The 21,329-nt window shown below is 39.0% G+C and carries 17 protein-coding genes and 1 tRNA gene; 9 read left to right on the forward strand and 9 right to left on the reverse strand.

Features of this window, described 5'->3' with window-relative positions; all coding sequences use genetic code 11:
- Positions 1-17: 17 nt before the first annotated feature.
- On the forward strand, positions 18-1,004 hold the full coding sequence (locus QJV27_RS07055; protein WP_281448228.1) for a lipopolysaccharide biosynthesis protein: 987 nt from the start codon (positions 18-20) through the stop codon (positions 1,002-1,004).
- Between the two features lie 319 nt (positions 1,005-1,323).
- On the opposite strand, the gene QJV27_RS07060 is transcribed toward QJV27_RS07055, so the two are convergent.
- From QJV27_RS07060 to mnmE, 6 genes are all read right to left on the reverse strand, one after another.
- Positions 1,324-1,399 (reverse strand) — tRNA-Lys (locus tag QJV27_RS07060).
- 1,758 nt (positions 1,400-3,157) lie between these two features.
- Positions 3,158-4,075: a ParB/RepB/Spo0J family partition protein gene (locus QJV27_RS07065; protein WP_281448229.1), complete on the reverse strand. Its 918-nt coding sequence runs from the start codon at positions 4,073-4,075 to the stop codon at positions 3,158-3,160.
- Between the two features lie 24 nt (positions 4,076-4,099).
- Complete coding sequence (locus QJV27_RS07070) at positions 4,100-4,888, reverse strand: ParA family protein (RefSeq protein WP_281448230.1); 789 nt, start codon at positions 4,886-4,888, stop codon at positions 4,100-4,102.
- Between the two features lie 5 nt (positions 4,889-4,893).
- Positions 4,894-5,511, reverse strand: a complete 618-nt coding sequence (gene rsmG, locus QJV27_RS07075) for a 16S rRNA (guanine(527)-N(7))-methyltransferase RsmG (protein WP_281448231.1) — start codon at positions 5,509-5,511, stop codon at positions 4,894-4,896.
- On the reverse strand, positions 5,498-7,387 hold the full coding sequence (mnmG, locus tag QJV27_RS07080) for a tRNA uridine-5-carboxymethylaminomethyl(34) synthesis enzyme MnmG (RefSeq protein ID WP_281448232.1): 1,890 nt from the start codon (positions 7,385-7,387) through the stop codon (positions 5,498-5,500). Before mnmG ends, rsmG begins: the two co-directional genes overlap by 14 nt.
- Before the next feature lie 19 nt (positions 7,388-7,406).
- Positions 7,407-8,744, reverse strand: coding sequence for a tRNA uridine-5-carboxymethylaminomethyl(34) synthesis GTPase MnmE (gene mnmE / locus QJV27_RS07085; protein ID WP_281448233.1), 1,338 nt, complete (start codon positions 8,742-8,744; stop codon positions 7,407-7,409).
- A 193-nt stretch (positions 8,745-8,937) separates the two neighbouring features.
- Between mnmE and QJV27_RS07090 the strand changes: the two genes are divergently transcribed.
- Entirely contained in the window at positions 8,938-9,249 is a 312-nt protein-coding gene (locus QJV27_RS07090) for a hypothetical protein (protein WP_281448234.1), read from the forward strand.
- A gap of 129 nt (positions 9,250-9,378) precedes the next feature.
- Complete coding sequence (locus tag QJV27_RS07095) at positions 9,379-9,828, forward strand: methylated-DNA--[protein]-cysteine S-methyltransferase (protein ID WP_281448235.1); 450 nt, start codon at positions 9,379-9,381, stop codon at positions 9,826-9,828.
- Positions 9,829-9,904: 76 nt separating this feature from the next.
- Here the strand turns inward: QJV27_RS07095 and rho are convergent, their stop codons facing one another.
- Positions 9,905-11,176 carry a transcription termination factor Rho gene (gene rho / locus QJV27_RS07100; RefSeq protein ID WP_281448236.1) on the reverse strand — a complete coding sequence of 424 codons (1,272 nt, stop codon included), beginning with the start codon at positions 11,174-11,176 and terminating at the stop codon, positions 9,905-9,907.
- A gap of 344 nt (positions 11,177-11,520) precedes the next feature.
- Between rho and trpB the strand changes: the two genes are divergently transcribed.
- The 5 genes from trpB to QJV27_RS07125 all read left to right on the forward strand — a co-directional run bounded on the left by trpB (position 11,521) and on the right by QJV27_RS07125 (position 17,124).
- Positions 11,521-12,747, forward strand: a complete 1,227-nt coding sequence (gene trpB, locus QJV27_RS07105) for a tryptophan synthase subunit beta (RefSeq protein ID WP_281448237.1) — start codon at positions 11,521-11,523, stop codon at positions 12,745-12,747.
- Positions 12,744-13,571, forward strand: a complete 828-nt coding sequence (trpA, locus tag QJV27_RS07110) for a tryptophan synthase subunit alpha (RefSeq protein ID WP_281448238.1) — start codon at positions 12,744-12,746, stop codon at positions 13,569-13,571. Before trpB ends, trpA begins: the two co-directional genes overlap by 4 nt.
- A gap of 46 nt (positions 13,572-13,617) precedes the next feature.
- Positions 13,618-14,487, forward strand: coding sequence for an acetyl-CoA carboxylase, carboxyltransferase subunit beta (gene accD, locus QJV27_RS07115; protein WP_281448239.1), 870 nt, complete (start codon positions 13,618-13,620; stop codon positions 14,485-14,487).
- A 6-nt stretch (positions 14,488-14,493) separates the two neighbouring features.
- Positions 14,494-15,807, forward strand: a complete 1,314-nt coding sequence (locus QJV27_RS07120) for a bifunctional folylpolyglutamate synthase/dihydrofolate synthase (RefSeq protein WP_281448240.1) — start codon at positions 14,494-14,496, stop codon at positions 15,805-15,807.
- 138 nt (positions 15,808-15,945) lie between these two features.
- Positions 15,946-17,124, forward strand: a complete 1,179-nt coding sequence (locus QJV27_RS07125) for an L-dopachrome tautomerase-related protein (protein ID WP_281448241.1) — start codon at positions 15,946-15,948, stop codon at positions 17,122-17,124.
- A 43-nt stretch (positions 17,125-17,167) separates the two neighbouring features.
- Here QJV27_RS07125 and QJV27_RS07130 read toward each other — a convergent pair whose 3' ends face one another.
- Both QJV27_RS07130 and QJV27_RS07135 read right to left on the reverse strand, forming a co-directional pair.
- Positions 17,168-18,670, reverse strand: coding sequence for a CoA-acylating methylmalonate-semialdehyde dehydrogenase (locus tag QJV27_RS07130; protein WP_281448242.1), 1,503 nt, complete (start codon positions 18,668-18,670; stop codon positions 17,168-17,170).
- A gap of 176 nt (positions 18,671-18,846) precedes the next feature.
- Positions 18,847-19,620: an SDR family NAD(P)-dependent oxidoreductase gene (locus QJV27_RS07135; protein ID WP_281448243.1), complete on the reverse strand. Its 774-nt coding sequence runs from the start codon at positions 19,618-19,620 to the stop codon at positions 18,847-18,849.
- Between the two features lie 195 nt (positions 19,621-19,815).
- Here QJV27_RS07135 and glpD point away from each other — a divergent pair, with 195 nt between their 5' ends.
- Positions 19,816-21,324, forward strand: a complete 1,509-nt coding sequence (gene glpD / locus QJV27_RS07140; RefSeq protein ID WP_281448244.1) for a glycerol-3-phosphate dehydrogenase — start codon at positions 19,816-19,818, stop codon at positions 21,322-21,324.
- Positions 21,325-21,329: the final 5 nt, after the last annotated feature.

The raw sequence follows: 21,329 nt of genomic DNA on the forward strand, positions 1-21,329 counted from the left end.
TATAAATATCTTGAAACTTGCTTGGAGTATATATATCTGCTCAACATATTCCCTCCAATAGAGGCAGCTTAAGACGTTCTGGCTATAACTCTTTAAAACTATTGGGAGGTAAAGCCGTAAATGTTCCTTTGGGTTTAATTCAAACCTTCTTAACTATTCATCTATTGAGTGATAAAGGGTATAGATTTCTTATTTTGGTGCATTCTTTTGTCCAAACTATTGGATATCTAGCAGAATTCCAATCTTGGCAAACCGTTTTGCATTATGGATTAAAACCCTATGAAAATAAGAATATACGGCTATTACAACATGTTTTAAGATTTTCTTTTTTACTTGATATCTTTAACTGTCTGTTTGCCCTAGCTTTCGGGGTTATTTGTTCGATTTATTTAAATCACTATCTCGGGTGGCCTCCAGAGTGGCATTATCTAGGGATCATTTATAGTTTTTGCGTGATTTTTACAACCAGCGCAACATCAAATGGTATTTTACGTCTTTTAAATCGGTATGATTTGATAGCAATTCAAGGAGTTGTTTTAGTATTTGTCAGACTTATTGGTATTGTTTGTCTAACTCTGATCGGCGGAGGGATACAAGGTGCTGTAATTGTCTGGATGTTAGCTGCTTTTATCAGTTTTTCAAGCCTTCTAGCCTTTGCACTGATACAATTGCATCACCACAATTTATTAAAGGGCTTTTTTAGCCATCTTAATGAAGGAATGACCAAAAATTTACCTGGGATCTGGAAATTTGCTTGGAATACAAACCTTAATTTGACATTTTCACTAGCTTATAAACAGATTACCGTCTTGATTATTGAAGAAGTATTAGAGCCTGTTGCTGCTAGGCATTATAATGTTGCTAATAAAATTTCTGAGGCTATTGCCAAGCTCATTATTTTATTACAATCGACTCTGTATCCAGAAATGATAAGATCATGGCAAGGTAGTAAACCAAGCCCTCTCTATAAAATGGCTTTTCAAATTACTTTACTAACAGGATGAATAACAACCCTTATTTTTCTAATTCTTCCCTATGTAGCAGTTCCAATCTTAAAGCTATTACTACATAAATCACCCCCCCCCTGAAATCTTGGCGCTATTATATTGGCTAGTAGGGGCAGGATTCATTTTAATCTGGGGAATATGTTTGGAACCGATCCTAATCACAACTGGAAACACGTGGGGAGTGGCCCAGCAACACTCATTGCAGCATTTTTGCTAATTTCTTTACAGTTAGGGTTCATTCTTTATAAACCAAGAAAGATTACAACAACTACCAATAGGGTATGAAATTTAAAAATAAATAATATATTTGAAATTTTGGTGGGCGCACAAGGGTTCGAACCTTGGGCCCGCTGATTAAGAGTCAGCTGCTCTACCAACTGAGCTATGCGCCCCACCACGTCAATGACGACATCTTTTGTTTCTATCAAGACAAGAAACAGAATACAAGAGAAATAATATTTTTTATATTCTTTGTCCACCTGGCCTTGAACACATACGACTTTACCTTTGTCTTAAACCTTTAATCCTGGCTAAATATAATGGATAATGGTGTTATTTTCCTTAAGTTAATACAATATATTAAATAGGATTTCTAAATTAATCATAGTAAAACTGTAGAAATATTTAATTCTACACGATGAATGTATATTTTTCATAAATTTGTGAAAATAATAAATTAACTGAAACGAAATACTGTTCTGGTAGTGGTCTACGATGAATCTACTTCTCTACTCTATCAGTTGATCACGATTAATGTGTTATAATTATTTAAATTTTTGTTTTTTTTGTTTACCAAAAATTAATATTTTGTTAACTATTAGCACTTTAAATTTTATATAATAGCTTATAATAAAATATGCGATATTCTAAAGATTCCTAATTATCTACAAATAATAATGATTAAATTTTTACTTTTGTATCGTGCTAACTTCTTGTTAAATTCTTGTGACATTTATAAAATGAATTTTAAATAATACCTACCCTCTTAAAATAGTTAAATTAGCAATGTGGATGTAATTTTAAAATTCTAATGCAGCAAGCAGCTTCTATTATTAGATCGCCAGATCAAATGTTTACAAATACGCATATTATAATTAGCTAAAATATACTTCGACTTATATAAATAATTTATAATTGCAAGTGACGAAGAGATAAGTATTAATTAAAACTTTATAAATATTTTCTATAAATATCTATGAATACATTAATATCTAAAATACAATCAATGGAATATATACTCCTAAACAATCAGCGAAATTAATTAATAAAGATCGCAGAAGTAAAAGTGCTATTTATTGATGATCATAATCTGTTTTATTCTAATCTTTGTTTCATTTAGAAATAAAATGAAATTCAAAATTGCATATAAAGTTTCAAATGAATTAAAGAGATCGAATTTGTGAAAAATTCTTCTAAACATCTATTAGACGCAATATCAAATTCTTATATTTTAATTTTAACAGAGTGAAAAGCATTAAACTGCTGAAATATGCGTGATCAAATATAAAAATATTAACAAAAAAGCATAAACTCTAACTTTTAGTCAAAAGTATAAAAACTATCTAAGGAAAAAAAACTAGCTTTGTTTACAAAAACGTTATTAGTAAAAAGATTATACATCTCCATGCTTTTTTCGAAAAAAGTATAGTTAAGCCACAAGTTCAAGATATTTTAAGAAACTAAAAAAATCTAAAATCACATTCAGACTGTTTTCTATACTTTAGAAAAGCATACGAGTTAAAAACTCTCTCCATCATTAAATACCATGTAATTAATTTCGTTTATAGAAAACAGCATTATCACAGAAAATATAAATAAATATATCCATGTATTAAAATATATCTTTAGCGCATAAAAAAAGATTTATTCTCTGCAAAAACCTATCTGCCAACAGGTATGATTTTTAATAAATATGTTTGAACTAATTTAAAAAATAAATGGTAACGCTTAAACACATATTAGCATTTTCAACTGTATCAAAATTTACAAACATATTTCACAAAATGAATATTCATTAATATTAGTTTTAAAAACTTAATATAATATACGCATCGAAAAAAACATCTGAATTGTAAAATCAACTAAATTAGCCATAATTTTATATATTTGTCAGTATATCACTTTCTGTACTGACAAATTTGACTTTAATCTTATTTTTTTAATACGTTTAAAATCTCATCGAATTGTTCCAGGGATTTATAATATATCCGTACAGACCCTCCCTTACCGTCAAATTGGATCTGAACATTCAAGCCCAATTTGCCACGCAAATCTTTTTCTAATAGTTTAATCTCAGGATCAACCAGCTCTACTTGTGCTTTCTTTTGAGGTTTCTTTTCTTTATCACGTTTAACCATTTCCTCAGTTTGTCGAACCGTTAATCCACGCTTAATTACCTCTTTCATTGCAGCTACAGGATCAGGATGTCCTAATAAGGCCCTGGCATGCCCGGCAGTAATATGACCATCTTTTAAACATAGGATTACTTCGGGAGGCAATTGTAGTAATCGTATAGTGTTGGTTATATGAGGACGTGATTTGCCAACAGCTGTGGCCAACTCTTCTTGCGTCAGTTCAAATTCGTCCAACAATCGGGAAAAACCCTCTGCCTCTTCCACGATATTTAAATCTGCTCGCTGTAAATTTTCAACCAAAGCAGCAGCCATAGCATCGCTGTCACTTAACTGACATACCCTGACGGGCACCTCGTGAACTGTTGCGAGTTGGGCAGCACGCCAACGACGCTCGCCAGCAATAATCTGATAATATCCTTGATGGCCGGGTTTTTCGCGCACCAATAATGGTTGTAAAATCCCATGATGTTTAATCGATTCAGCAAGCTCAGCCAAAGCCTCTGGCATCATTGCCTGACGAGGTTGAAATGGCCCAGGTTCAACCATTTCAATTGGTAAAGTTAGCAAAGTTATACCAGAAACCTGTTGAGCAGTTTGTCCTTCTTCAGTTTGTGTTTTATTCGAAACCGATGGAACTTCTGTAACAGCCCCACCCAACAGAGCTGCCAATCCCCGCCCCAGCCGTGCTTTATCCTGACCTTTTTTTACTGCCATTTTTAGGTACCTTTTGCATTAGACTTATTGAAAACGACGCATTAACTCTTTGGCTAGGCTGATATACGCCATTGCACCTGAGGATTTGTGATCATACAGCATGATCGGTTTACCATAGCTCTGTGCTTCTGAAATACGTATATTTCTGGGTATGACCGTCTTGCAGACTTTATCGCCAAAAAATGCTTTGGTGTCCTCAGCAACCAGTTCAGATAATTTATTTCGTTTATCATACATTGTCAGAACAATTGCACGGATGTCCAACTCTGGATTTAAAGACTTTTGAACACGTGTTACTGTTTTGACTAAATGACTGATCCCTTCCAATGCCAGAAATTCACACTGCAATGGCACGATCACACCACTTGCCGCTACCAGCGCATTTAACGTCAACATTCCCAGACTGGGTGGACAGTCAATTAAAATATAATCATAATGCTGAGTTAAAGTTTCCAATCCCTTTTTAAGACGAAATTCACGTTCTGGTACATCAATTAGCTCTAACTCTGCCCCCGCTAAATTTTCATCAGCCGTTATTAACGACAAATTGGGAACAATTCCATCTTTAATCATTTCATCTTTGATGGTACCGTCAATTAATAAATGATAGGTTCCAATCTCACGATTTGTATAATCCACGCCAAGAGCTGTTGAACTATTCCCTTGCGAGTCCAAATCAATCAACAAAACCTTTTTCTTCGCAGCTAATGCCGTAGCTAAATTAATGGCTGTTGTGGTTTTACCAACGCCACCCTTTTGATTGGCAATCGCTAAAATATGTGTAGCTTTGGACTTTAGATTTTTATTATTCATCACTATTATACAATACGTTTAAATTGATTAACTTTTAATATAACCCCGTCAGAACTCGTCTTACTAGGAATTTTTTGGAACTCAATTTGCCATTCTTTTTGAGCTTGCGCAATTTCAACGTCAACTTGCCGACCTTTCAAAAATAAGCAATATCCGTGATCGGTTAACCGTCCATTGCAAAGAAACAAAAGCTGGTCTAACGATGCCAAAGCACGAACACTGATCATATCTACCAATGGCATTTCAACCTGTTCAATACGTTGATTAAAAACGGTTACATTTACGTCCAGTTGCCTGGCAACTTCTCTTAAAAAGACAGCTTTTCGAACATCAGATTCAACCATAATCATCGGCACCCCGGTCACAATGGATAGAACCATACCAGGAAATCCACCACCCGACCCAAGATCTGCCATCCGTTGTACTTTCGATTCCACAAAATCAACCAACTGCATACTATCGATAATATGACGATCCCAAATATGATCGATATCTTGTCTTGAAATCAAATTAATTTTAGCATTCCATTGTCGTAATAATGAAACATAAACATTCAGTTTTTCTATTGTTTCACGTGAAACATTTTTATAGACGCCTTGATGATCAATATTATCTGGATACACGTTTTGCACTTCCTTCAGGATTGCGTATATACGCTAAAATAGCCATCAAAGCTGATGGAGTAACCCCCGGGATGCGTTGGGCTGCACTAAAGCTAATCGGCCTTACCGCTTCTAAACGTTCCTGCATTTCACGACTAAGACCACCAATCTTTTTATAATCTAAATCAACAGGAAATACGATTTTGGCTTCTTGATCTAATTGACGAATTTCTCTGGCTTGTCTTACTAAATATCCATCATAACGGGCCTCAGTACGAACATAATTCCTTATATGCTCGGGCAATTGCAAAAACCATGGGGCTAGACTACGCATCACTTCATCGGATGGTGACAAAGATAATATTTCGAATAATGAACGCCAACGCCCGTCAGACGAAATACTCATCCCATATTCTAGCAATGTTTTTGGAAGAAATTTTTCCTCTTTAGCCTTAGCAATTGATTGTGCAATATCATCTTGATCTTGACGGTATAAAGCTAACCGCTCAGAACCAATACATCCCAACTTTTCACCCAAAGGTGTTAAACGGACAGCTGCATTATCTGCACGCAACGTTAACCGATATTCAGCACGTGAAGTAAACATACGATATGGCTCTGTTACACCTTGCGTAGTTAAATCATCGATCATTACCCCAAGGTAACCTTGACTGCGATCAATAACAATTTTATCGGCACCACTGGCATGTAATGCCGCATTCAACCCTGCCAACAATCCTTGAGCAGCAGCCTCCTCGTAACCTGTTGTCCCGTTAATCTGCCCTGCTAAAAACAATCCTGGAAATACTGGCAATTCCAATGTTGGATTTAACGAACGTGGATCGATAAAATCGTATTCTACGGCATATCCAGGACGAACAATAACAGCATTTTCTAAACCAGGGATAGAACGCACCATTTGCTCTTGAACATCGGCCGCCAAACTGGTTGATATACCATTAGGATAAATTAAATCCCCACCTTCATTAGCGGGTAACGCCTCTGGTTCCAGAAAAATTTGATGGTGATCTCGACCCGCAAAGCGTACAATTTTATCCTCAATTGAAGGACAATATCTGGGCCCCTTTCCTGTGATTGCACCACCATACATTGCCGAACGATGAAGATTATCCTGAATAATTTGATGCGTTCGAGGTGTTGTTGCTGTAATACGACAAGAAATCAAAGGATTATACACTTTGGAGGTAAAACGACTAAAAAACTCGGGCTTTTCATCCCCTTTATCCTCTGCCAAGCTGATCATATCGATGCTAGACTGCAGCAGTCTTGGTGGGGTCCCAGTCTTTAGACGCCCCATACGCAACCCCAACGCTTCTAACCTAACTCCTAACAAGGTTGCTGGGCTTTCACCCACCCGCCCTGCTGGTTCGCTTCTTTCGCCAATATGAATAACACCCCGCAAAAAAGTACCCGTTGTCAATACAACCGCCCCTGCACTAAATTCACGACCGTCTTCGCAAGCGATACCTTCAATAATGTTATATTGACCAACCTTTAGATCAGCAACGGCACCCTCGACAATATCCAGATTAGGAATAGCAGCCAGTAAATCCTGAATGGCTTGACGATATAACATGCGATCAGCTTGCGCACGTGGACCATGCACAGCTGGCCCCTTAGAACGATTAAGCAACTTAAAGTGAATTCCAGCCCGATCAGCAGCCCGAGCCATAATCCCGTCCATTGCATCAATTTCACGAACCAAATGTCCCTTACCAATACCGCCAATGGCTGGGTTACACGACATTGTTCCAACAGTATGTCGATAATGGGTCAATAATAATGTTTTTGCACCCATGCGTGCCGCTGCAGCTGCTGCCTCGCTACCTGCGTGCCCACCACCAACGACAATTACATCATATTTAGCATTTCCCATTGTATTTCTCGTCTTAACCTTATTTACCAATACAGAATTGGCTAAAAATTGTATCCAACAGATCCTCTACACCAACTGAGCCTGTTAATCTACCTAAACTTTGCATTGCCAATCGCAACTCTTCACCGCGCAACTCTGGCCATTCTACGCGTTTAGCCTCTTCTAAATGCTGAACGCATTCCATGATCCCCAAACGATGACGAATACGGGTCAAAGGTGGCGGGCCTTGATGGGTGGTCAAATATCGTGCCCGTTCTGCCAAAACACGTTTTAAGTCAGCAATTCCCTCGCCCGTTTTAACACTTATAAGCAAAGTTTTAATATCTTTTGCAACAAATGTTTCACGTGAAACATTTAAATCGATTTTGGTTCTGATCCAAAAATCGCAACGCACTTCTGGTTCTTTGATATCAACAGATGCATCGGTTAAACATAACACACAATCTGCCTCCTGCCCAATCTTCTGTGCCCTTCTGATTCCCTCTGCCTCGATCACGTCTTGGGTTTCACGCAATCCAGCCGTATCAACCAAAGTAACTGGCACGTCGCCCAACACCACCCTAACTTCAATTGCGTCGCGTGTTGTACCAGCCTGTTCAGTCACAATGGCGGCATCACGATCCACTAATAGATTTAGTAAACTGGATTTCCCTGCATTTGGTGCCCCTAAAATAGCAAAAACCAAACCACGACGTAATCTTTCCCCTCGTCCGGCATCATTCAAATGATCATTCATTTCTTGATGTAAGACTGCAATCGTATTTTTTAAATTTCGTTCTACTTCTTCGGGTAAATCTTCATCAGGAAAATCAATCAAAGCTTCTTGATATGCCAGAACCTCGCGCAATTTATTGGCCCACTCACGATAAACGATACTAAGACCACCCTCAGTTTGTTCCAGAGCTTGCTTTCTTTGCGCTTGAGTCTCAGCTTCTACTAAATCTGAAATACCCTCAGCCTGCAGTAAATCAACCTGACCATTGATAAATGCTCTTTTTGTAAATTCGCCCGCCTGTGCAGGTCTGGCACCATAAAAAGCCAACGCCTCTGCAACTGCATCAATGACGGCTGGACCTGCATGCAAATGCAATTCTGCGCTATCTTCACCTGTATAACTTTTGGGGCCTGGAAACCAAATAACCAGGGCTTGATCCAATAATTCATCCCCTTCTGACCCGCGTTTCCATAGCCTGCGAACAGAGGCCTGACGAGGCATAGGCATCGTGTCACATAATTTCTCCAAAATCTGCAAGGTCAACGCCCCACTAATTCGCATAATAGCAACCGCTCCTCGTCCAGAGGCCGTTGCCAATGCAAAAATAGTTGAATCTGAAGAAAAAGATGAAAGTGTATTCATAAATAACGGACTTGGCTATAACTATAAAAATCTCAATTTATCTTGATCTTTATCCTTAACATACTTTTAAATTTTACAATATATCTAAGAACATTAAATTTAAGCCATTTTCACAAAATAACCACTAACCTTGATTTTATTTAAAAAAATATAGTATTGATATAGAAACAATTAACTATGAAAGATATTCTTTATGATTCGTGATTTATCCCACAACGAAGTTGCACAAGTTTCAGGCGCTCTTTTGGGAGCTTCTTTATTAAGCAATTTAGGTTCAGCAATCGGTTCAATTGCTGATCAAGCATTCAAATCCGTACACGGCGTTGCCCCAGCAGTATCTTATGAACCCTTCGCATCTCAATTGGGTTTGGGGATTGGATATATTTTTGATTCTGTTTTCGATCACTCGCTCAGCAGCTTAGTATCAAGCAACATGACAGCAGGTATTTCTGGCATTGTTAATGCAGTAAAAGCAAATAACGCATATCTGTCCTCTCTAGCTTAATTTAAAAAATTTAATTACATTTTCCTCTTAAATTAAGGCTGTATCTAACAATGTTTAGATACAGCCTTCTCTTTTCTGACAAACAAATAGTATAATCAGTTTTTTATTAAATAATCAAAGTATATACTAATGTCACAAATTTCTTTTCACTCGCCTATTGGTGAGATCAGTATCGCTGAAGAGGATGGTTTTCTCGTTTCTATCGATTGGGGATGGGGGAGTATTCAAGAAGAAACCCCTTTACTTTTACAAGCTAAACAACAGTTAAATGCGTATTTTGATGGTGAATTAAAAAACTTTGACTTGCCTCTTCGTCCCTACGGCACCCCCTACCAACTTAAAATATGGAAAACTTTACAAACAATTCCATATGGGGAAACACGTACTTATCAAGAAATTGCACAAATCGCTGGGGGAAGTCCACGTTCAGTTGGTGGTGCGAATGGTGCAAACCCTTTACCTATTATCATTCCCTGTCATCGTGTTGTAGGTTTAAAGGGTTTAGGGGGATATTCTGGCGGTGATGGTATTGAAACCAAACAACATTTATTAAATCTAGAACAATTATTTAAAAAATAAAACTTTAACGCGCAAAAAAAGCCAGTACTGATAACAGATACTGGCTGGCTGTATAATACATTGATGATGTTGATTATTATGTATTCATAGCATCAAAAAAATCTTGGTTATTTTTGCTATATTTCAACTTATCTAATAAGAAGTCCATTGCATCCATTGTCCCCATAGGGGCCAAAATACGACGCAACACCCAAATCTTAGATAAAACAGCACGATCCACCAGCATTTCTTCTTTACGCGTGCCACTACGTGTAATATCAATAGCTGGGAAAGTACGTTTATCAGCTAACTTACGATCCAGAACTAATTCAGCGTTACCTGTTCCCTTAAACTCTTCGAAAATAACCTCGTCCATACGGCTACCTGTATCGATCAAAGCGGTTGCAATAATTGTTAAAGAACCACCCTCTTCGATATTACGGGCTGCACCAAAAAAGCGTTTAGGACGTTGCAATGCATTTGCATCCACACCACCTGTCAATACCTTACCAGATGAAGGAACAACAGTATTATAAGCCCGCGCCAAACGGGTAATTGAATCAAGTAAAATTACCACATCACGTTTATGTTCAACCAACCGTTTTGCTTTTTCCAAAACCATTTCGGTAACTTGAACATGACGATGGGCTGGCTCGTCAAAAGTCGATGAAACGACTTCCCCTTTAACAGAACGAATCATATCTGTTACTTCTTCTGGACGCTCATCAATTAACAATACAATTAAAATAACTTCGGGATGGTTGGTTGAAATGGCTGTTGCAATGTTTTGCAACATAACGGTTTTACCTGTTCTTGGTGGGGCAACAATCAATGCCCTTTGCCCTTTACCGATAGGGGTAACTAAATCAATGACGCGATGTGTAAAATCTTTATTAGGATTTTTACTGTCCATCAATGATGGTATTTCCATTTGCAAACGGTCATTTGGAAATAATGGCGTTAGATCATCAAAATTGATACGATGTCTTATTGCGTCTGGATCTTCAAAATTGATTGTGTCGACTTTTAATAAAGAAAAATACCGCTCTCCCTCTTTAGGTGCGCGAATTTCACCAGAAACAGTATCCCCTGTTCGCAATCCCAGTCGACGTATTTGAGCAGGAGAAACATAAATGTCATCAGGGCCTGGTAAATAATTCGATTCAGAAGATCGTAGATATCCAAAACCATCAGGGAGAACTTCTAATGTGCCTTCTCCGTAAATTGCTTGATTATTTTCAGCAAGCTTTTTTAGGATGGCAAACATCATATCCTGTTTACGCAGTGAGGATGCATTCTCAATCTGCAAACTTTCTGCATAGGCAAGAAGTTCTGCTGGAGATTGAGCCTTAAGTTCGGCAAGTTGCATTAAATGGCTCTAATTATAGAAAAAATCATGAATGAAAAGGAAATATGATTCAAACACCATGTGTAGATTGAATGAACATCTATTTTTATTCTGCCATTAAAACTTCAAAATAAAAAAACATATTCCATACGAAAGGAATTTGGAGAAAACCAAAATTGACAAAATTTTTATCATAAAAAATAGATTAAGTCAAGCATAGTAATAATAAAAACTAACTGTAATTATTTTTCAGCTATTTTATAGTGATATAATTTACTGATAATATATTTATTATGATATAATTCAACTTTTTACAAAATATAATTAATGATTCCTTTAACTCGGTTACCTTTGGGGAGAAAAACGTGAGGCCTAAATCTGAGCTGCCTTTAAACAGCCTGCGTCAAGGACCAGATGAACGCGGTCGTTTTGGCACATTTGGTGGCATTTTTGTTTCAGAAACACTGATTCCTTTGATTCTTGAGCTACAAAACGCATATAAAGAAATTCAAAATGACCCTAAATTTCATCAAGAATTAAACAGTTATCTTAAACACTATGTCGGTAGACCAAGCCCACTTTGGCTGGCCAAAGGATTAACCAACATTGGCAATGGTGCGCGCATTTATTTAAAACGCGAAGACCTAAACCATACAGGGGCCCATAAAATTAATAATGTTATGGGACAGATTCTATTGGCACGTCGCATGGGTAAAACACGCATTATTGCTGAAACAGGCGCGGGTCAACACGGGGTTGCCACGGCTACGGTTTGCGCATTATTTGGTATGGAATGCGTTATTTACATGGGGGCGGTTGATATTGAACGTCAAAAACCCAATGTATTTCGTATGCAATTGCTGGGTGCAAAAATAGTTTCCGTAACAGCAGGCAACGGTACCCTAAAAGATGCTATTAACGAGGGGATGCGTGATTGGGTTACCAATATCCATAACAGTTATTACTTGATGGGAACGGTTGCTGGGCCTCATCCATACCCACAAATGGTGCGTGATTTTCAATGCGTGATTGGCAATGAAACCAAAGAACAAATCATGGAAGCAGAAGGTAGATTACCCAACACCATTATTGCTGCTATTGGTGGTGGATCAAACGCAATGGGAATATTCCATCCATTTCTTGACGATTCGTCAGTACAATTGATTGGGGTTGAGGCTGGTGGCATGGGTCTAGATAGCGGCGAAACAGCAGCATCAATCGAACGAGGTTCTTCTGGTGTATTGCATGGTAATCGAACCTATCTATTACAAGATGAAGACGGCCAAATCATTGAACCATATAGCATCAGTGCTGGATTAGATTATCCAGGGGTCGGACCAGAACATTCATGGCTGCACGATATTAAACGTGTCGAATACGTTGCCATCAACGACGATGAAGCGGTCAAAGCATTTCAAACCTGCACCACCAAGGAGGGTATTATCCCAGCTTTGGAAAGTTCACATGCCATTGCCCATGCTTTGAAAGTGGCCCCCACCATGAAACCAGAAGATATTATCATCATCAACCTCTCTGGACGAGGAGATAAAGATATCAATAGTATAGCTAAATATTTAGAGGTAGAATTGTGAGTCGTATTGCCCAATGTTTCGCCACATTAAAACAACAACAGCGTGGTGCCTTTATTCCTTACGTCGAAGCTGGGGATCCTGATTATGCAACGGCTTTGGCTATCCTAAAAGCCATGCCGACGGTAGGTGCTGATTTGATTGAAATTGGCATGCCATTTAGTGACCCAATGGCAGATGGACCAACAGTACAAATGGCTGCCAACCGCGCCCTAAAGGCAGGGGCAACCATGAAGAAAACGCTGCAAATGGTCTCTGATTTTCGTACAGAGAATCAACATACCCCTATTATTCTGATGGGATATGTAAATCCTATCGAACATTATGGCTACGAACGTTTTTGTCAAGATGCCGCCCAAGCAGGCGTTGATGGATTAATTATCGTTGATATGCCGCCAGAAGAAATGGATAATATCCAAACTTATGCCAAACAAAACCACATCGATATTATTCATTTAGTTGCACCTACAACCTCTCCTGAACGATTGAAAATGATTTTGAAAGATGCTTCTGGATTTATCTATTATGTCAGCATTGCAGGCGTTACTGGGACTAAAACCGCAACTTATGACGACTTGAAAAAAGCTATTCCTCATTTACGCGCTGTATCAAATCTGCCTATTGCTATTGGATTTGGATTATCAACGCCAGAACAAACAGCCAATGCAGTAAAAATTGCAGATGGAGCCGTAGTTGCCTCAGCGTTATTAAAAACACTGGCATCTACACTGGATGAAAATAATCGTCCTACCCAAGATACTGTATCCAAAGTCATTAATCATACAAAATTGCTTGCCCAGGGCACCCACAGCGTGGTTAAACAATAATTTATTCCATATTAATAACAAAACCAAAAAGAAGAGGTTTATGTAAATGAGTTGGCTTACCGAATATGTTCGTCCTAAGATCCAGGGTTTTTTAAAAAAAGACGTGCCTGATAATCTTTGGAAAAACTGTGAAGACTGCGGTCAAATGCTGTTAATCAAAGATTTAGAAAAAAATCTGAATATCTGTCCACACTGCGATCATCATATGCGTGCCTCAGTTGCACAACGCTTTGAATGGACATTCGATAAAGATTCTTACACTCGTCTTGATTTACCCAAAGCCGCGGTCGATCCATTACAATTTAAAGATAAGAAAAAATATACGGATCGATTAAAAGAAAACAAAAGTAAATCACAGCTTGACGAATCTATTGCTGTCGCACACGGCACTATCGAAGGACAAAAAGCTGTTGTTGCCATTATGGCTTTTGAATTCATGGCTGGTACCATGGGTGCAGCTTTTGGCGAAGGCTTTATTGCTGCGGCACGATTGGCATTATTGCACAAATCACCATTAATTGTCTTTACTGCCTCTGGTGGGGCCAGAATGCAAGAGGGGATGTTAAGCCTCATGCAAATGCCCAGAACTGTTATTGCTGTAGAAATGTTAAAAGAGGCACAAATTCCATATATCGTGGTTTTTACAAACCCAACCACTGGGGGGGTAACCGCTTCATTTGCTATGCTTGGTGATGTTCATATTGCTGAACCCAATGCGTTAATTGGCTTTGCTGGCCCACGCGTTATTGAAAATACAGTGCATGAAAAACTGCCCGAAGGGTTTCAGCGCTCTGAATATCTAGTAGAACATGGAATGATTGATATCGTCGCAAAACGTTCAGAATTGCGTCCGACTTTATCCAAAATCTTACGCTTACTCTGTCATAAAACGCAACCTTCTGAAAAAGTAGCATAATTCTTTATGTCTTCTGTATCTTCTCCTATTTTAACGGAATTTTCAGGTCGATCTGGGCAAATTCTAGAACGTCTTAATCGATTATATCCTGCTTTAATTGATTTATCTTTAAATCGTTTAAAACGGCTTTTAACAGATTTAGGAAATCCTGAACGCAACCTTCCTCCTATTATTCACGTAGCGGGAACCAATGGAAAAGGCAGCACTTGTGCTTTTTTACGAGCAATAGGAGAAGCAGCAGGGTGGAAAATTCACGTCTCCACCTCACCTCATCTTGTTGACGTTACGGAACGCTTTCGAATTGCAGGGCAACTGGTCAGCGAAGCAGAGTTGTCAGAAACCTTAATCGACATTGAACGCATTAACAACAATCAACCCATTACAGTTTTCGAAGTATTAACAGCCGCAGCCTTTGTATTATTTGCAAAATACCCTGCTGATTTAGCAATCATTGAAGTTGGGCTTGGGGGACGTTTTGATGCAACCAACGTCATTACCCCTTTGGTAAGTGTTATTACTTCCATTTCTATGGATCATGAAGCATTTTTAGGTAACAGTATTGATAAAATTGCGATGGAAAAGGCAGGCATTATTAAAGCAAATGTGCCTGTTGTCTGTGATCAACAAGACCCCCAAGCATTGCATGTTTTACGAGATATTGCACAATCTTTATCTGCCCCTTGTCGCATTAAAGGGCAAGAATGGGATATTACCCCTTCTTATAACCAGTTAACCTATACTGATGAGCAAGGAAGCCTAAAATTACCTATGCCTAGTTTACTGGGGGCGCATCAATGTCGCAATGCAGGGCTTGCCACAGCAGCATTAAGAACCAGTAAACTTGCGATTCCAGATCGTGCTTGGCAAGGAATTGCCAATGCTCAATGGCCTGCTCGATTGCAACAATTACACGGCCAGTTAACCCAGTATATTCCAATAAATAGCGAATTATGGCTTGATGGGGGACATAACCCAGATGCGGGGAAAATCCTGGCGGATATGATCAAAACTCAATGGCAAGATAGGCCTCTACATATCATTGTTGGAATGAAAGATAGTAAAAACGTTCAGGATTATCTGTCCCCTCTTTTACCGTTATGTACTTCTATTCAGGCGGTTGTAGAACCTGATCAACATTTGGCTATGCCCATCCCAGAAATTATTAAGGCATCTCAATATACAGCCACTGCTGGGGGGACGGTTAAACAAGCCCTATCAATCATCAAAAGTCAAACTGATAATCCTGTACGCATTTTAATTTGTGGCAGTCTATATCTAGCAGGCAGTGTCTTACGTCAAGATGGTTGGAATAGTTTATAGCCCTTTATACCCTTCATTTTTATGAAGGGCAGCTTTTTTAAAAATCCAATCGTCAAAAGACAAGATTCGATATACCATCTTATAACTTGTTTTATTTTTTGATTAACTCAATCATTTTATCAAGATAAGAAAAGTATAATGAAAAAAATTATTGCTGCTGCACTGCTTATCTTTTCCCAAGGACCAATCACCGGTCAAGCAGCCCCTTTGGGGGATACGGGTGATCCATCCTCTGTACCTTACGGAAATATAATGGTCATTGACCAATTTACAGATCCTGGCCCATCAGGCGTTGCGGTGACTAATTCTGGTAGATTATTTATTAGCTTCCCCCGTCATGCTCAAAATCATACGGATTCTACCCTTGCTGAAATTGTTGATGGAAAACGTGTTCCTTTTCCTAATAAAGAGACAAGTATGCCTTCTGATCTTCCACTTAAAGATCGGTTAATTTCTGTACACGGTATTACTTTGGATAAAAAAAACAATCTGTGGGTTATCGATGACGGAAAACGTGCTGGTATTCACGGCATCCCTGACGGTGCAGCCAAAGTAGTAGGGTTTGATATTAATACTCGAAAAATTATTGCTTCCATCCCTATTCATGCCCCTGCATTGTTACAAGATAGCCATCTTAATGATCTGCGTGTTGATTTAAGCCATGGCAAACAAGGTACTGCCTATATCACAGACTCTTCCTTTGGAACCTCACCTGCTCTGGTAATTGTGGATATTGCAACTGGTCAACAACGCAGAGTCCTAACCAATCATAAATCCACTCAACCAGAAAAAGGATTTGTTGCATATTTGGCAGGGAAACCACGTTTATATGACCCCAAAAATCCAACTTTCCCTGTGGGTGGTGCCGATGGAATTACCCTAAGCCAAGATTCAAAAACCCTGTACTTTGCACCGCTAACCAGTCGTCGTTTATATGCAATCCCCACCGCCATCTTATCCGACTTTAAAGTGACGGAAGATAATTTGAAAAAAAATGTTCAAGATCTAGGAGAAAAAGGATTCGCAGATGGTTTAGCCAGTGATCAACAAGATCGCATTTATACCACCAATGGAGAACATAATAGTATATGGCGTCGTTGGCCAGATGGCCATTTTGACCTCGTTGCCCGTGACCCGCGCCTTGACTGGCCAGATGGTATTGCAACAAATAACCAAGGGATTTATGTCGTCGCAGGCCAATGGGAAAGATTACCAGGATTTAATCATGGAAAAAATTTAAGAGAGCCTAATTACCTATTACTTTATATCCCTTTCAAAACCGCTCCAACGATTAAACCTAGTCAAAACAATCAATAAATGAAAAACCTTACACATACATAATGTAAGGTTTTTAAAATACCTAATTCATCGTTGGCATTGAAAATTGACTGCCCTCACGCACACCAGAAGAAGGCCAACGTTGAGTAACAGTTTTACGTCTTGTATAAAAACGTACCCCATCAGGACCATAAATATGTAAATCTCCGAATAAAGAGCGTTTCCATCCCCCAAAACTGTGATATGCCACAGGCACAGGCAAGGGAATATTGACACCAACCATACCCACCTGAATATGATCACAAAAATAACGAGCAGCCTCGCCATCTCGGGTGTAAATACAGGTACCATTTCCATACTCGTGCTCGTTGATCAACTTCATGGCTTGTTCCATCGTTTCAACGCGAATAACTTGTAGTACTGGGCCAAAAATCTCTGCCTTGTAGCTATCCATTTGTGCATTAACATGATCAATCAGTGTGGCCCCCACAAAAAAACCGTTTTCATATCCACTAACTTTTATATGACGACCATCAACAATGATCTTGGCCCCTTGTTGTTCAGCACTGGTAATGTGACCGATAATTTTTTCTTGATGTTGCTTGGTGATTACTGGACCAAAATCATTACTAGCCTCTGAATAAGCCCCTAATTTTAAGGTTTTCATGGCTTTGCTTAACTCTTGGACAAGTTTGTCCCCCATTTCATCACCAATAGTCACTGCAACGGATAATGCCATACAACGTTCGCCAGATGATCCAAACGCAGCCCCCAATAAAGAACTAACAACATTATCCAGATCTGCATCAGGCATCACGATGGCATGGTTTTTTGCCCCGCCCAAGGCTTGGCATCTTTTCCCATTGGCCGCAGCCGTTTTGTAAATATACTCAGCGATTGGGGTCGACCCGACAAAGCTGATCGCTTGCACCCGTTTATCCTCTAATAACGTATCAACTGCTTCCTTACCACCATTCACAACATTTAAAACCCCTTTGGGTAATCCTGCTTCGTATAATAATTCTGCAATGTAAAATGTTGAACTTGGGTCACGTTCGGAAGGTTTCAAAACGAACGTATTTCCACATACGATCGCCAGTGGAAACATCCATAGCGGCACCATGGTTGGAAAATTAAAAGGTGTAATCCCAGCAACAACCCCCAAAGGTTGAAAATCACTCCATGCATCAATATTGGTGCCTACATTTTTGGTGAACTCGCCCTTTAATAATTCAGGTGCCCCACAAGCATATTCAACGACCTCGATTCCTCGTTGTAACTCTCCTCTGGCATCATGTATAATTTTACCATGTTCTTCGCCAATTAAATGAGCAATCTTATCAGCATTTTTTTCTAATAATTCTTTAAAACGAAACATAATCCGTGCCCGTTTTAAAGGGGATGTATCTCTCCACTCAGGAAATGCATCTTGTGCCGCAGCAATAGCCTTTTCTACTGTTTCTTTTGCAGCTAACGCTACTTTTTTACTGACAGCCCCTGTTGATGGATTGTACACATCTTGGGTATGTGCTGTATCTTGTATCTGTTCACCATTAATCAAGTGGCCTATGACGTTGCTGGGCATATAATTTTACTCCTGACCAATTATCATTTATAATTTAGAAAATATTTTTCATTTTATTAAAAAAATACATCTATTTAGAAATAAAATTCTATATGCAATTTATAAAAAAACACAAGGTAATTTTATGCCTTAACACGTCAATACCTTGTGATCAAAAACAATTATATCCCTAGTTCTTATTGTAAATTTACAAATAACCCGCCGTCTACTAATAATGAAGCCCCTGTTACATATCGAGCCATATCCGATGCCAAAAATACGACAGGCCCCGCCAAATCATCGGGTTCCCCCAACCGCCCCAAGCAGGTACGACTGCGCATATAGGCTAATTTATCAGGGTCGGATAAATCTTCCTTATTAATATCTGTGGCAATGGTTCCTGGTAAAACGGCATTACACCGAATGTTATATGGCCCCAGCGCCACAGCACAAGATTGCATTAACGATAATAAACCTGCCTTGGTTGGGGTATAGTGCGTTTGCATTGCCCCACCGACTAATGCACTGATAGAACTGATCGCAATGATTGACCCACCTTTCCCTTGTTTTTTCATTTGATTAGCAGCTGCTTGGACTGCGAAATAAGCCCCATTTAAATTGGTGTTCACTGTTTGCATGTACACTTCTTTGGGCATGTCTAAAAAAGAATGGAACGGACAAATCCCCGCATTATTAACAAACACATCCACCTTACCAAAGGTTGAAACCGCCGCATCAATCAACCGATCACCAGTATCTAAATCCGCCGCATCACCACCAACCTCGATTGCTTGCTTATCTAAATCTTGAATCTCGGATACTACATTTTTTGCAGCAGCCAAACCCGATGCACGACCGCTGTGACCAATGACAAGCTTTGCCCCTTGTCGAGCACACTCGAGCGCAACCGCACGACCGATCCCCCGCGAAGCCCCAGTAATGATAACAACTTTATCCTTTAATAACATCATTCTTTCCCATAATATCTTCTAACGTTAACAACCCATTTCGCCATCATATTAACAATACCCAGTCTGTATCCAACCCCGTTAAAATAATGATATTAATAATCTATTCTTAAAAACATGATACAAATTCTCGTGAATTTATTTGAAATTAAAGATGAACAAAACAAATAAAAGAGTAAGAAAAAACAGGAGATACTTATGACAGACCAAACAACTTATGATCTTTTGATTATTGGTGGAGGGGTCAATGGTACTGGAATTGCCCGTGACGCAGCAGGGCGTGGATTGAAAGTATTATTAGTTGAAAAAGACGATCTTGCACAGCATACATCCTCTGCCAGTACGAAATTGATCCATGGCGGATTACGCTATCTCGAATATTATGAATTTAGACTGGTTAGAGAAGCCCTACAGGAACGTGAACGATTACTAGGATTGGCCCCTCATATTATTCATCCCTTGGTTTTTGTGCTGCCTCATCGCAATGCAGTACGCCCTGCTTGGATGATCCGTATGGGATTATTTATGTATGACCATCTTGCATGCCATCCAAAGCTGCCCAACTCAAAACTGATTGCCTTGCAACAATCCCCCTACGGCAAAGCCTTACGTAACGATATTAAAAAGGGCTTTACCTATTCTGACTGCGCTGTTGATGATAGTCGTTTAACCATTTTAAATGCCAAAGGTGCCCATCATCTAGGTGCAGAAATCCGTACACAAACAACCTTATTAACCACAAAACGCGAAGGAGGCTTTTGGACGGCAACCTTGCAAGACAATAGAATGCAAACGACCTCGACCATTAAAGCAAAAGCCATTGTCAATGCTGCTGGTCCTTGGGTTGCAGATATATTAAAGGAAAGATTACACGTTCACAGCAAAATGAATGTTCGCTTGGTCAAAGGCAGTCATATCGTTGTAAAAAAACTGTTCGAGGGCCCACAAGCATACATCCTGCAAAATGAAGATAAACGAATTGTTTTCGCCATTCCTTATCATGATGAATTTACTTTAATTGGTACGACCGATATTCCTTGGGACAAATCACCTAATGCTCTACCCAGCATTGATGGCAATGAAACCAGCTATTTATGCAACTCCATTAACAACTATTTTAAAACCTCAATTACCCCTGAAGATGTTATTTGGGATTATTCAGGCGTGCGCCCACTTTATGACGATGCCTCCAGCAATGCTTCTGCGGTAACCAGAGATTATCATTTGGATTTAAATCATGACGCAGGGCTTGCCCCATTATTATCAATTTTCGGTGGGAAAATTACCACGTATCGTCGTCTAGCAGAACATAGTATGGAACAATTATCCCCATATTTTAAATACAGCCGCAAAGCATGGACAGACTCTGAACCTTTGCCTGGGGGAAATATAACCAATGGTGATTTCAACCTCTTTTACAATAACTTTCGTAAGACTGTCCCTTTCCTTGATGAGGCTACTGCAAAACGCATTGCCCATGGATATGGAACGGATGCATTTGTCTTATTGAATAAAGCAACCAGCAAAGAAGAATTAGGCATTGATTTTGGACATGGATTAACCCAACGCGAAGTTGATTATCTGGTCGAGCATGAATGGGCTATAACTGCTGAAGATATTTTATGGAGAAGAACAAAACTAGGATTGTATTTTTCAAAAGAAGAGCAAAGCACCCTTGAACGCTATCTTCAAGACAAAAATCAGTAAGCTCT

This window comes from Commensalibacter oyaizuii, from assembly GCF_029953265.1.
Taxonomy (GTDB): domain Bacteria; phylum Pseudomonadota; class Alphaproteobacteria; order Acetobacterales; family Acetobacteraceae; genus Commensalibacter; species Commensalibacter oyaizuii.

Coding starts and splice junctions, on each gene's coding strand:
- rho (WP_281448236.1), bottom strand. CDS start 11,176: ATGCAACTTGCCGAACTTAAGGCTCAATCTCCAGCAGAACTTCTTGCC.
- QJV27_RS07125 (WP_281448241.1), top strand. CDS start 15,946: ATGAAAAAAATTATTGCTGCTGCACTGCTTATCTTTTCCCAAGGACCA.
- QJV27_RS07135 (WP_281448243.1), bottom strand. CDS start 19,620: ATGATGTTATTAAAGGATAAAGTTGTTATCATTACTGGGGCTTCGCGG.
- mnmE (WP_281448233.1), bottom strand. CDS start 8,744: ATGAATACACTTTCATCTTTTTCTTCAGATTCAACTATTTTTGCATTG.
- QJV27_RS07095 (WP_281448235.1), top strand. CDS start 9,379: ATGTCACAAATTTCTTTTCACTCGCCTATTGGTGAGATCAGTATCGCT.
- QJV27_RS07090 (WP_281448234.1), top strand. CDS start 8,938: ATGATTCGTGATTTATCCCACAACGAAGTTGCACAAGTTTCAGGCGCT.
- accD (WP_281448239.1), top strand. CDS start 13,618: ATGAGTTGGCTTACCGAATATGTTCGTCCTAAGATCCAGGGTTTTTTA.
- QJV27_RS07120 (WP_281448240.1), top strand. CDS start 14,494: ATGTCTTCTGTATCTTCTCCTATTTTAACGGAATTTTCAGGTCGATCT.
- glpD (WP_281448244.1), top strand. CDS start 19,816: ATGACAGACCAAACAACTTATGATCTTTTGATTATTGGTGGAGGGGTC.
- mnmG (WP_281448232.1), bottom strand. CDS start 7,387: ATGGGAAATGCTAAATATGATGTAATTGTCGTTGGTGGTGGGCACGCA.
- QJV27_RS07130 (WP_281448242.1), bottom strand. CDS start 18,670: ATGCCCAGCAACGTCATAGGCCACTTGATTAATGGTGAACAGATACAA.
- QJV27_RS07070 (WP_281448230.1), bottom strand. CDS start 4,888: ATGAATAATAAAAATCTAAAGTCCAAAGCTACACATATTTTAGCGATT.
- QJV27_RS07065 (WP_281448229.1), bottom strand. CDS start 4,075: ATGGCAGTAAAAAAAGGTCAGGATAAAGCACGGCTGGGGCGGGGATTG.